This is a genomic window from Ekhidna sp. (assembly GCF_963691765.1).
In the GTDB taxonomy this organism is placed as follows: Bacteria; Bacteroidota; Bacteroidia; order Cytophagales; family Cyclobacteriaceae; genus Ekhidna.
In genome coordinates, this window is the sequence record NZ_OY829375.1 from 4,217,907 (window position 1) to 4,232,762 (window position 14,856).

2 protein-coding genes are annotated in these 14,856 nt (G+C 39.5%); both read right to left on the reverse strand.

The features are described from left to right. Positions 1–25: 25 nt before the first annotated feature. A complete protein-coding gene (locus tag ACY650_RS18830) occupies positions 26–13,270 on the reverse strand; it encodes a T9SS type A sorting domain-containing protein (protein ID WP_462249973.1) in 13,245 nt (4,414 codons plus the stop codon). A 194-nt stretch (positions 13,271–13,464) separates the two neighbouring features. Continuing rightward, the gene (locus tag ACY650_RS18835) at positions 13,465–14,853 is read right to left on the reverse strand and encodes an NHL repeat-containing protein (RefSeq protein WP_462249975.1); all 1,389 of its coding nucleotides are present in this window, start codon (positions 14,851–14,853) and stop codon (positions 13,465–13,467) included. Positions 14,854–14,856 lie beyond the last annotated feature (3 nt).

The following is a 14,856-nucleotide window of genomic DNA, read 5'->3' on the forward strand; positions in this document are numbered from 1 at the left end:
GCTTTTCTATTGCTATTGAGTGTCTTTAGTGAATTACCATGACACGTTTTGTTTGTCTTTCCTGCTCTTCACCATATAAGTGAATGAAATACAATCCAGAAGGCAGATCACTGGTACGGACTGTCATTGTACGTGTTCCTCTTTCAACAGAACCTTTAAGAACTTCTCTACCAGCCTGATCAAAAATTATCCATTCTTTATCCTCAGAAACTCCGTCTGCAAACTCCAAAGTAACTTCTTCGTCAGCCGGATTCGGATAAAGTTTCAATTCATCGATATCATCTTCTACACCAAGAACATTATTCGAAAGACCAGTTGCTATATCAACGAATGTAGCTTGATAAACCTGCATTGTATTTAGATCTTGAACATACGCAATAACACGAACGGTAGAAGGATCAAACATATTACTTATCGGCCAAACCTGTTGGTCAATACTTCTCACATCGCCACTAGTTATTGGACCTTGTTCATACTGACCAGCTGCAGTAGGAAGCATCTTTCTAAAGACATTCTCAATAACTGGATTATTCAATGGACTTGATGGATCACCTGCAACTGTGCCATAGTAACCATATCTTGTACTATTCGGAACATTAACAGTTGGTTCTACAACAGCCAGGAATAATGCCAATTCAGCTCTATCACTAAATGGTGCAGTCGCAGAAAAATCTGCGCTAGTGACAAGGTTGCCATCAGTATCTACAGAAGCATTTAGGGTAATTTCAAATGCAGGATTATTCAACCTTGCATTGGCCAGTTTAGCATTTAACAATGAATATGGATTTTCTGATGGTATTACAGTATTTATATCACCAGCTATAGCTAGACTTGGAACATCACCCACTCCGTAGAATACAACCTTTGCGCCCGGATCAATAATGTTTTTCTGATTTATTTCATCAATAGAATCATTCAGAACAACAGTACCATTTGCCAAATCGGTGAAATAATTAATCTTTAAAATATCTGCACCTGAATATTGAGGTCTTGTATTTACTGTGTCATTCACAACTACACTACTTGGAAGTAACGTACTAGAGAATAATTCAAGTAATACTACTTGGTTACGTTCATAAATTCGAACCAAATCAAAACCAAAACCATCCGTGGTCTTCACGGTATTTTGAGCAGAAAGAGCAAATCTGAATCTAACAAATCCACTTTGTACAGGATCTACTTCAATTGGCGATATTGCTTCTTGCCAATCACTATTATTCGCCCAACCAACTTCATCAATATTGCTAGCCGTCGCATTACCCGGTGCGGAACTGCCCGGACCACTTGATACACCATCTGAGTTATACCATCCTGGAGTAGATGCCAGGCCTTCAGCCTCAAGATCATCGTCATAAGTACCTACCGTTTGCCAGCTTCTCCCATCATCTACTGAAACCTGAAAAACAACTCCATCTTTATCAGTTTCAAAATCCTCATATCTAAGGAAACTAACAGTAGGTGCAGTAAAGCTACTTAGATCGAATGATGGAGAATAAACGAAGGATACCTCCGATGCTCCATAACCATTAGACCCGTTATTTGATGTAAACACTGCACCGCCTCCATCAATTAAACCTGTAGTTCCTGGGATACCGGTATTACTGCGAGTCCATGAAGTAGCTGTATCGTAGTAGGTCTTACCATCTAGAGAAAGTGAATCTATTAACCAACCACCTGAGGTCAAATCAAAGGATGCAGCTGTTTCGAATGACTCAGAATAAGCAACCGAAGGATTAATTGTTGTAACATGTGGCAATATTCGAATATTTCGACTTAAGGTCACATCGCATCCTGCAGTGGTGTTCATAGTTAAATTCACAACATATTCTCCAGATGTATCGAAATTATAAAGAGCATCATCCGGATCATAATTAAAGGTAAGCGGGAATGTCGGCATTGTTGTACTAAACACAATATCTCCATCAATTTCAAGCTGCACAAGATCTACATCGCCATCCGGTAACGTAGGGTTATCTTCAGTAATTGTAAATTCAGTACCTACCAAAACTCCAGGATTGCCAACCGGATCGATTACAGCACCACCTGCAGTAGTTCCAACCCATGACACTGCAGGAATAGGCTCTGCACCTACTGTAATGGATTGATTCGTAATGCTAGTAACACAACTAGTTGTAAAACTTCCTCCACCTGCTCCAGTATAGGTCGCAGTTACACCGAAATTAGCAGATAATTGACCTGCAAAATCATAAGTGATTCGTTCATCATTATTATTTCCATCTTCATCTATGGCATCAACTCCGTTAACTTCTTGACCATTTATAAACCAAGTAAATGTATAATTGCTCGCGCCATCTGTCATATCTACAAACAATTCAACTGATTCAGTCGCACAGGTACTTGCAGTTTGAATAATATCACCAGAAAACCTTGGTCTAGGATTAATCATAAATGGTCTAAGTACAGTGGTTTCACAACCATTTTCATCTTGATATTCGTACTGTATTGTATGACTTGATTGATCCAAGAATTCATCTCCAGGATTAGTTCCATGATACGTTGCCGCAGCAATTGTAGCAGAACCATTTGATGATACTGGAGTAGAGCAATTTCCACCAAACTCATCACATATCCTTATTCTATTCAGGGTACCTCCGTTTAGTTCTAAACCTGTATTTAGGTCAATACCTTGCAAAGAAATATTATCATCATAACAGAACTCAAGATTATCCGCATCAACGCCATTGAGTGTTATTGCAATATCAGGAGTTGGATTTATAATGATTGTTTCAGTCACAGAATTACTACACATAGTAGCAGTACCTTGATAGTTTCTGCTAGGATCCTGATAAACGATAGTAATCATATGATAAGTAGCATTCCCACCAACTAAGGTTCCTGGCGTAGCTAGTCCAGCATCTGTATGCCAAGCATCTAAATCAACAGCAGGAAATGAACCAGCACCTGATGCTATCTGAACTGCCGCAGCTACCCCATCAACTTCATTGTATGAATCTATAGACCAGCTAACAATGTCTCCAACCGCAATAGCATTAGTCGAACTACTTCCATCTTCAGTTGCATCAGTTAATCCTAAAGTAGAACCACCGTCACTTGGATCGACATCATCAGCACAGTAAGAATCCCCATCAGAAATTCCTACTATATCCAAGGAAGGTAGTTCCTGAAGAAAATGTGTCTCATTGAATGTTTCAAAACATCCATTAATATCTGTCACAACAACTTGAACAACTAAATTAGTTTCACCAGCTCCTAGAGCATAATTCAAGACGTTATCATTATTAACAATAAAATCATTACCGTTAATTGTCCAATCAAATTGATATCCAGTGTAATCATCCTCTTCAATGCTACCCGGGTCTGTATCTAATGGATCTATCATCTGAATCTCCAAATCAACTGCAGTTGCATCTTCACAGAAATTAGTCATTCTAATAAAATTACTAGGTCTTGTTGCCGCTAAATCAGTAGCTGGCAATCCAGTGACTTCCAGAACTTCAGGTTGAGGATCTACATAAAGCGTAGTGCTAATAGAATTATCACATCCATTTGCATCAGTATAATCATAGGTTATTACAATGGTAGATCTATTTAAAAATTCTCCATCGGTACCAGTTACTCCATGAAAAGCATTGTGTTCATCAATAGTATTAAAGTCTGCTCCACCTTCAGCATTGGCAGGTAAAACACCTCGTTCTGAGCTTGTGAACGTTCCACCACTCGGGCTACCTAAAAGTTTAATTATGCCATCCTCATAGCAAAACTGATCTTCTCCAACTCCAAATGATCCAATATCATTTCCATCTACCAAGAAAGAAATCGAAGGATCTGGGTTTATGGTAATTGTTTTAGAAGCAAAGCCTTCACAAAGAGTTGTTGGATCCAAATAAATCATGTTGATTTCATGCACCGTCGGAGAACCTCCCACATCTTGCGAACCATCTACTCCATCATGAAGTAAAATAAAGTTTAGGTCTGGATTTCCGTCAATAAAACCGGTAGTGATCGTATTAATTGTTTCAGAGGTAGAACTAGTTCCACCTGTGATTGTCTCACCAACTAGAAAGCCATTACCTGAAATAGCTGTGACCGTCATTGTAGATCCATCATCAGAGACAACAATTGCTGTTTCACCATTGGTCCCTCCCGTTATCACTTCACCAACCGTAAAGGCTCCAGCAGTGTGATCAATTGTTGCCGTTCTTGTAAATGGTGTTGTTCCAGTATTGTCTAAGTAGGAAACAATCTCAAATTGAACATTCGCAGAACCAGCAGAACCACCATCTGCAAACAAATCGACTTGAATATTCCCAAGGGCTTCATCTCTACAGAATTCATCACCAAAAACAAGATCCGTAGCATCATCTCTGAATTCAATAGCATCTTGAGGTGAGACTTGTACTCTTACTAAGGTGCTTTCACTTTCAGTACCTTCGAAAACATCATTATCAGTAACTTGAACTATTTCAAAATACCTATCTGTAGATGTCGAAATACCACTAAGGGCAGTCAACTGTAACTCTGCTAAACTAGCTGTACCACTTCCATCCGTTGTAAATTCCGTACCTCTTGTCCCAGGTCCAGTTATATCATAATCATACCATCTAAAGACTCTACTAGAGCCTGCATACAACGATTCAGAAGCTACTAGCAGATTTACAGCCTCTAGTCTATCCGTACAAATGGAGAAATAGTAATCAACATCAGGATCTGTGATGACGCTAGCATTTAGATCTGTAAATGCAGTAGTATTAATACCACTCGCAGAATTGTCAGAAACTATATCTGGTTGTCGCTGTATTGAGTGTACAGTAATTGTTACAGCTGTTGGTACATCCGTACTTTCGCAACCATCGAAGCCAAAATCCGAATCCACATTCGAAGTTCTGGTAACATAATACGTGTATACATCATCAACATATGGAGTTGTAACAGTGCTCTGATCGAAACCAGTCAAGTTTGAAGCAAGGAATGAACCTCCACTTGCAACAGGGGTACCCATCATTCCACCAGGCACATTAGTTTCATACCAAGTATATTGATCAGCTAAGGCAGTATGGTCAAAATCTGCAAGAGCAGTCGCATTTTCACCAACGTGATATTCCAGAGTATTTAAATCAAAATCTGCAGCGGTTACCGCAGTTGGCTCTTCAAAACCATAGATAATTACTGAGATTTCACCACCAACACAACCTGTGAATGAAGATGTACCATCTGGATTTATATTATCAACTTTTCGAACCTTATATTCATGACGTTCTCCATCACTAATGGCAATGATTGGAATATCCCTAGAGCTAATTCTAACCGAATCGTCAGAAACCTCAACATTTGCTGAATTAAATCTTGTTACGATATATTCATATTGTTCATTCGTACCTAAAGCTTCCATTTCAAAGGAAACTGGAGAAACAGAAGAGCCATTGTCAGCGCAAAAATCCAAGTGATATTCTCCTGCAAATAAAGTAGCATCTGTATCTGTGATCGTAGGAGCAGGAGCCAAAGGATGCACAGTAACTGTTACTTTTCTGAACTCAGATTCACATCCATTAAGCTGCTGTGTCATAAAGAACTCTATGGTTTCATCGACTGATAGCTCCGTTGCAGTATTCGGTACAGATAGCGCCGCAAAGAATGGCATTCCCGTAGAACTACAACCTAAAAGATCATATTCCATGGTAGCAGCATTATACTCATAATAACAAATATCATCTGCCGTTCCGGCTTCTGCTGCTACCCATGCTTCCTGATTATAGATATTCATAGATGAAATATCCTGTCCTACACAGTATTCCAATAAGTATTCATCAGCATCCACTCCAGCATCTGGCGAAGAATTGTTGATTAAGCCAACGGTGCTTCCAGCTGTCATTGTAGCAGCATCAAGAGTTGGAACACTTGGTTGATTAAATACATCTATTTCAGTATAAATAGTTGTACTACAATTATTAGGACCGGAATCCTCTGATGTATACTCAATCAAATACCTTCCTGATTCATCTTCGACAGTATTTCCATCTTGATCTGGGTTGCCAGGGAAGAATCGATCTCTATCATCAATCATTCCTCCATCATCATGGGTAAAGTCCTGAACTAAATTCCATCCAAACCCATAGGAAGGAGCATCATTAGATACACCATCGTTAATGTATAGAATGTATCCATTAGTAATAGAAGCATCTGTCTCGCTAAAGTAGGTCGCTACTGGTGAATTTGGTTCTGAATCATCCACTGACGAAACATATCTTATGTTTCTATTAATAGTGAACTCACCATCATTTGAACAAAAAGAATCACCTAGTGAAAGGTTAGAGAATCCTAAAGCAGGATCTCCGTATACAAGAAAATAGTTGGTTGCATCTACTCGCTTTACTCCCAATGCATCAATCACAACCCTTAAAAATCGAATATTTTCAAATTCGCCAGCAGGAATACCTAAAGAGTTAAGATCTATATCTACTTCATAAGGCGTATTCGTTCCAGAGAAATTACCAATTTCAAAGTTTGGCCCATCATAATCGATATTCAAACCACCATAATTTTGAGCAGCAGCCTCTACGCGCTGGATATACGGATTTACAAATGATGAAGGTAGATTAAAACCTGTGTTGTCCACCGTAACAGTAATTACTCCTTCCGAGTCACAGTATTCTTTAGCTGGAGGACCAGTAAAGATTTCTGTTTCTGGTTCAACAGTGAAAGTGACAGTTTCAGTCGCCGACTCAAGTGTAGTATTATTTGTTATTGTGTATGTAATTGTATGAGATTGAGGTCCACCTACTCCATTATCCCCAGCTATCGCAGGATCAAAAATTGCTTGAAGCGGATCCGCTCCACCTCCAATAACAGACACACCATTTCCTGTAATGGAAACCGTATGACCTGCTGGATTACTCATAAAAATAGTATCGCGTTCATCAGTTACTACATAAGTCTTTGTAACGAACGTATTTTCATTATTATCAGGGTGAACATCATCGTAGATATGAATATTAAATGGTAGTGGATTACTCTCGCAATTACCTGCAGTAAGTAAACCATCCGAAATTCCATATGTGTACAAACCAGGTGTAGTCGCAGATAATGCGATACTATTGTTTGCACCATTTGAATTTATCAATGCTCCAGCACCATCATACCAATTTGCTTGGACAGCTGGATTTGCATTTAATGTGTAATCAAACAAAATATCCGACACACCAACAGCTGATGTTGACGTAGTACCAATTTCACCACTTGTCTGTCCAGTAACTGTTTCATTGTCTCCAACAGTACCATCGGTTAAGTACATGTCAAATGAAGTTGGACTAAATGTTCCGCTAACAATTGTACCCGAAGCTCCACCGGAAAACACAACATCCTCCCCATCGATAAATACCGGACCAACAGCATGATTAATAGTTACCCTTGGAATAAATCTTGCTGTATAAGAAGTTAACGGAGTGCCTGGTCCTACCAATTCTAGTGAAGTAATATCAGCTGGCGCCGAAAGGCTTGAAAGAGTAGCATAATTTGTATCTGTTGTAGATAATGCGGCAGTACCTCCAGCTCGTTCAAGATTTCCTGAAGCACCTCCAGTAACAGCTTGTACTTCCAGATTCTCAACAATCAAATCATCTATCCCATCATCCGATCCATCATAGGTTACTGTTATTTGAAGCGTGGCTGTACCTATATATGCGTATGCCACCGTAATATCTACCAATGTACTGCTTCCATCAGAAACTGCTGGAATTGATGTGTCAAATTCAAATCCTGCCGGAAGAGTTAGAAGAATCGTTCCAGAACCACCAAAATCTCCATTGCCAGTTTCCAATATTCGAATATCTCCCAATGGCTGATAACCATCAGCAATACATAGTCCAGTTAATGTGGCATTAGTAATATCAGCACCACCATTGATTGTTAATTCTCCAGAAGTAACATCAGTCTCGGTATTACCTGATAAGTCTACACAAATAGCGGTTACTTCTTGACCTGCTCCAAGCGAAAGTCCTGTAATGCTATTATCTGCCAATGTCCATGTACCATCTCCATTATTGGTAGCTGGCACCGTTGAGGTTCCAATATTAACAAGAACTGTTGCATTTGGATCATCTACGCTACCAGTAATTTCCGGGCTTGTATCATTAGTTGCTAATACGTCCACCTCACTGTAAGGAGCTGCACCGTCAGAAGTATTTGTAAACGTTTGAGCAGGTGTAAGTGCACCTGCAGCATCATCACCATATCCTGCAGTTATTGCTACATCAGGAGTAATGTATGTATCCTTACCTAGCACGGCGGCAGGCCAAGTCCCATTTCCAGTAAACGCTCCCTCAGTAATAACTAATGTAACTTCATCTGCACCGGGACCTGGAGTTGCTGAAACCACAGCATAATTATCTCCACCCTCATCCACAGAAAAATTAGCAGCACTTCCATATACATTATCTAAGTCTTCAGAGAAGGTAATTAATATCTCATCAATAAGTCCATCAGGTGTTGCTTCTGTATCTCTTGTTTCTGCATTAAGAATTACAGGACCAGCGCCATCAGTAATAGACGCTGCATTTATTGTACCATCATTGCTAACATTAGCAGCAGTATCCAACAACGACCCCCCTATGGTATATACAAAATCTCCTTCAACACCTGTTCCATTTCCATCGAATAACAGGGTGAAACTTTCATCGTTATCATCATCGTTAGCAATACCTGTAGCCGCAACTCCATTATAGGTAAACTCTGAAGGATCAATGGCTGAATCATCAATATTGTCTTGAGCATCAACTTGAATTCTATCTACGTTTCCGTCAGCATCATCATCTAAGATTGTGGCTGAAAAATTAGCAAATCGAGGAGCAGCACCATCATAATACAATCCACCATTAGTAACCACTTCACCCACCGGAGAATCGTCATTTGTAGATTGGGACTCAATTCTATCGTTCCCTCCAGGGTCATTAATATATGTAAGATTTAAATTCCCAATCGCTGTTCCAGGTTGCGGGTCACCTGTAAACTGTAATGTCACAAATATTCCTGCATTAAAAAATCCATTCGTAGAAAGTGCATCATAATCAACTCCATCTTGAGTAATTAAAGATGCACCATTTCTAATTTCAAAGCACTGTAAACCATCCCCACTATCTCCAGGACCATCTTCATCAATATCCCAATCCACACTAAATGTAATAGCTACTCCATCAATATCTCCATCATTATTTTGATCAACCCATTCAGCAATTGTCAATATTGGGATTGAAGGTGGAGATAAATCATCTTCATTATCGGTAGGATATTGTGTAGCATCGGCACTATTATTCGAGTCATCAAAGATACCTCCATCAGTATCTATAGTTAGTGTTTCACCGCCTGTTGGAGTTCCTGAAAAACTAAAAAATATTCTTATCTCATCTTCTCCTCCCACCAAGGCATTTGGATCAGCTGAATTTTCAACACTTGTAGCATTTATCGCATCTATTGTCTCACCAGTTAGGCTAGCAAGTGTAATAGCAAAATTAGCTGCAGTAACAGGGGCTGAATTTCCAGAATTACCCCAAATAGGTTCGCTAAAAGTGACATCAGCTATTGAATTACCTGTAATTGACACATTCATGATGCGAGGCTTGGCACGATCATCAATATTTTCAGTGACTTCTATCCCAACTAATCCTTGGTCATCATCGAAATTAGCTGCTGCACCCGTACCATCTGCGGCTAAAGCATCTGTTCCTACAGTTGTGTAGCCAGCTGCGTCGACATCCATAACAAGTAGCCCGTAAGTACCATCGTTGGTAAGCGAAACATTTGCATCACCTAAGGCATTTCCACCACCTCCATCAAATGTAGCACCATCAGGCATCGTCAAGGTCCCAATATCTCCATCAATAACTCCTCCTGCAATGTCGAATACAATCTCACTAAACACATAAGTCATTTGATCAATGACTCCATCATTATCAGTATCTTCAATTCTAAGATCTGTAAGGACAGGCGCAGCTAAATCTATTGTTGTAAGTCCTGCATTGTCTGCAGCTTGGTTGCCTACAACATCTGACACATCTGTTACATCATCATTTTGGGTATAAACAATTGTTCGATCATCAGTTGAGTTGAGATCAACAGAAAGTGTAACATACACATCTGTTTCTGTGGCATCAACTCCATTATTGGCAGATGCTGCAGCAAGTACAGAAAATGAAACTGCTCCTAATCCTGCACCTCCAATATCAAAATCTGCTGCATCAAAAGATGATTCATCCATATCCTCAGAAAATTCCAATAGAATTTCATCAACACTACCATCTGTATCATTATCATAAAATGTTGCATCGATAAAAGTGGGTAGCTGAGTGTCAATTAAAAATCCTGGAGAACTATCACCTATATCCGCAATACCCACAACATCTGTAGCTCCACTAGCTGATGCAACATCTGCTGTCTCTGATGCTATTTCTTCTGCTGTACCATCATGCGTATAACTCTCCGTCCAAACTGTATTTCCTACCGTCCAAGCTCCATCTGCATTAGAGGTGAAGTTTAAACTAGAACTAAAAGAAATTGTAGGATTTGTTAATGGATCCATTGCCTCATCATAGGTAACTGTAACTACCTGAACAAGATCCCCTTGGAAAATTGGATCACTATCTACTGTAACTGTAGCCGTTGGGGCTTGTGTATCTAATACAAAACTTGGTGAACTATCTCCAATATCTGGGTTGCCAGCAACGTCTGTAGCTCCACTACTAGATGACACATCTGCTGTTTCAGTAAAGGATTGCTCTGAAGTACCATCATGAGTAAATGACTCGGTCCATACAGTGTTACCAACTGTCCATACTCCATCTGCATTCGAGGTGAAATTACCACTTGAACTAAATGAAATTGTTGGATTGGTCAATGGATCCATCGCTTCATCATAGGTGACTGTAACTACCTGAGTTAAATCACTAGGTGATATTGGATCGCTATCTATTGTTACTGTAGCTGTAGGTGCTTGTGTATCAATTGCAAATGATGGAGAACTATCTCCGACATCAGCATTTCCAGCGGCATCCGTCGCTCCACTTGATGAAGCAACATCTGCTGTCTCTGATGCTATCTCTTCTGCTGTACCATCATGAGTATAACTCTCCGTCCAAACTGTATTTCCTGAAGTCCAAGCACCATCCGCATTCGAGGTGAAATTACCACTCGAACTAAAAGTAATTGTTGGATTGGTCAAAGGGTCCATCGCTTCATCATAGGTAACCGTAACTACCTGCGTAAGATCTCCTAACGTTATTGGATCGCTGTCGATTGTTACCGTAGCAGTCGGTGATTGAGTATCTATTACGAAGCCTGGAGAACTATCACCTATATCCGCAATACCCACAACATCTGTAGCTCCACTAGCTGATGCAACATCTGCTGTCTCTGATGCTATTTCTTCTGCTGTACCATCATGCGTATAACTCTCCGTCCAAACTGTATTTCCTACCGTCCAAGCTCCATCTGCATTAGAGGTGAAGTTTAAACTAGAACTAAAAGAAATTGTAGGATTTGTTAATGGATCCATTGCCTCATCATAGGTAACTGTAACTACCTGAACAAGATCCCCTTGGAAAATTGGATCACTATCTACTGTAACTGTAGCCGTTGGGGCTTGTGTATCTAATACAAAACTTGGTGAACTATCTCCAATATCTGGGTTGCCAGCAACGTCTGTAGCTCCACTACTAGATGACACATCTGCTGTTTCAGTAAAGGATTGCTCTGAAGTACCATCATGAGTAAATGACTCGGTCCATACAGTGTTACCAACTGTCCATACTCCATCTGCATTCGAGGTGAAATTACCACTTGAACTAAATGAAATTGTTGGATTGGTCAATGGATCCATCGCTTCATCATAGGTGACTGTAACTACCTGAGTTAAATCACTAGGTGATATTGGATCGCTATCTATTGTTACTGTAGCTGTAGGTGCTTGTGTATCAATTGCAAATGATGGAGAACTATCTCCGACATCAGCATTTCCAGCGGCATCCGTCGCTCCACTTGATGAAGCAACATCTGCTGTCTCTGATGCTATCTCTTCTGCTGTACCATCATGAGTATAACTCTCCGTCCAAACTGTATTTCCTGAAGTCCAAGCACCATCCGCATTCGAGGTGAAATTACCACTCGAACTAAAAGTAATTGTTGGATTGGTCAAAGGGTCCATCGCTTCATCATAGGTAACCGTAACTACCTGCGTAAGATCTCCTAATGTTATCGGATCGCTGTCGACTGTTACCGTAGCAGTTGGTGATTGGGTATCTATTACAAAGCTAGGTGAGCTATCGCCCACATCTGCAATACCTACAACATCTGTAGCTCCACTAGCCGAAGCAACATCTGCAGTCTCTGATGCTATCTCTTCTGCTGTACCATCATGCGTATAACTCTCCGTCCAAACTGTATTTCCTACCGTCCATGCTCCATCCGAATTAGAGGTGAAATTACCACTCGAACTAAAAGAAATCGCAGGATTGGTTAATGGGTCCATTGCTTCATCATAGGTAACTGTAACTACTTGAACAAGATCCCCTTGGAAAATTGGATCACTATCAACTGTAACTGTAGCCGTTGGGGCTTGGGTATCTAATACAAAACTTGGTGAACTATCTCCAATATCTGGGTTGCCAGCAACGTCGGTAGCTCCACTACTAGATGACACATCTGCTGTTTCGGTAAAAGATTGCTCTGATGTGCCATCATGAGTAAATGACTCGGTCCATACAGTATTACCAACTGTCCAAGCTCCATCTGCATTGGATGTGAAATTACCACTTGAACTAAATGAAATTGCCGGGTTGGTCAACGGATCCATAGCCTCATTATAAGTGACTGTAACTACTTGTGTTAAATCACTAGGTGATATTGGATCGCTATCTACCGTTACTGTAGCCGTTGGATCCGCCTGATCTAATGTAATTGCATAATTATTATTTGTAGCAACAATTGCAGCACCTAAAGGATCATAAACTGCAGCAACAGTAAGAGGCCCATTTGACTCACCTGAAATATCTAAGTCTACAGTCCACGGTCCGTCAGCACCTGAAATTGTGGCGTCGTTTGTGACACCTCCAATAGTTACTCTAACTATTGTCATATCAACAGCACCACCTGTACTAGTTCCCGATATTGTAACAGTACCAGATTCTGAAGCATTTACTATATCATCTACTTCAATGGGTGTATTGATTGTAATACTCTGGGAATAGCCAGAAAATGAGATTAGAAGGATTAAAATAAAAGTAGTTAAGCAGCTGAGTTGTCTCATAGTTGGATCAATTAAGCGATAAAGTCTAAACGGTCTCGACTGGTGGTAATAAGGCATAATTTAATTCAAAACTAACCTAAAAGTGAATTTCCAGAAAGGTTTATTTAATTCAAAAGTCTCTATCATTTTTTCGATATAGACTATGATTATTTGGATAAGAAAATAAGGGGTAATTTTTGTACTTTTCCAAGATGTTAATCAAGTGAACCATCAGGATTCATCTTAATTACTGAAATAAGTTGTACACCACCACCAAAGTCAACATTGGCAACGGCAACTATCTTACCATCTGGCAACGTAACAGCATCTACTATTCTGTCATTTCCATCTGCTAGACCAAAGAAAGATTCAGCCCCTTCAATAGGCTGCGCAGCTTGATCGAATCTAACGAACATTCCTTCAACTCCACGTGATTGACCTTCAGCGATTAAGGACTCATATTGACCCAGTAAAACTATATCATTGCCTAAGGCTTGAGTAACACCAAAACCTTGGGTCTGAACTACACTTACTTCCCCATTATTGTTAGTAGTATTGTAGATAGAATTGTTATGATTAGTACCACTTAGAAATACTCCATCATTACTCAAGTTCATAACAAAAGAAAAGCTTTCATCTTCTGAGGTTACAGAGGTTCCTACAATCGTATAGCCCGATGCCGTACTTATTGCGTTATTAACTTGTTCATTATAGACCACATTATTGTCAGTATTTTCAAACCCATATGAAGCAAAATTTATTGGCGTTCCAGTTGAAGATACTTCAAGGAAATAAACATTAGAACCGTTATTGTTATTATTCTCACCCAAAAGACTTGGTGAATTACTGTATCCAATTAAAACAATATTACCGTTATCTTTTTCAAATGCTCTAACTAACACATCATCCTCGCCAGCAACACCTTGAGTGTTTTCAAATAACACTTCATCGTTATTTAAATTGAATTTGATATAATAATTATCAAAATCAGTAATCCCTCCGCCTCTATCAACTTCTCTAGCTCCTGCCATAAGAATAGCTCCATCTGATAAAATAAGCACATCATTTCCTACAAGATCTAGATCTACATTATCAACTTCTGAGGATAGAACAAGTAAGGAATCCCCGATTATACTTAAATCATCAGCAAGAAATCCTAACGATAAAAGTTGAAAATCAGAAATACCTAATACGGTTTCAGTAATACCCGAGGTACCAATTATAATAAATCCACCGCCCGGTATGGGTTGTATTTGAGCTGATGTTTCTTCACCTCTAAAACTATCTGGATTTCCGTCTCCAGTAAAATCTCTCAATGTTTGATTGACAAAACCAACGGATGTGGAATCAATTAAATTACCATCTAAGTCGGTACGTAATACGTAAAAATCTTTATCCCCTAAATCATTCACTTTTGTACCAAATATCGCCAAACCAATAGGAGTTTCACCTTCAAATATGATTTCAATATCACTAGCTTCGTAAGAAGTTAATTCACCAAAGTATTTAATGAACGTTTCTTCCGGTGCCGGAGCATTGTCATCTTCAATTTGACAAGAAACTACCAAAAAAGTAGCTGCAAAAATTAGTAGTAAGTATCTCATATA

Excerpts from the sequence above, each read along its gene's own strand:
- ACY650_RS18830 (WP_462249973.1), bottom strand. The coding sequence starts at position 13,270 with ATGAGACAACTCAGCTGCTTAACTACTTTTATTTTAATCCTTCTAATC.
- ACY650_RS18835 (WP_462249975.1), bottom strand. The coding sequence starts at position 14,853 with ATGAGATACTTACTACTAATTTTTGCAGCTACTTTTTTGGTAGTTTCT.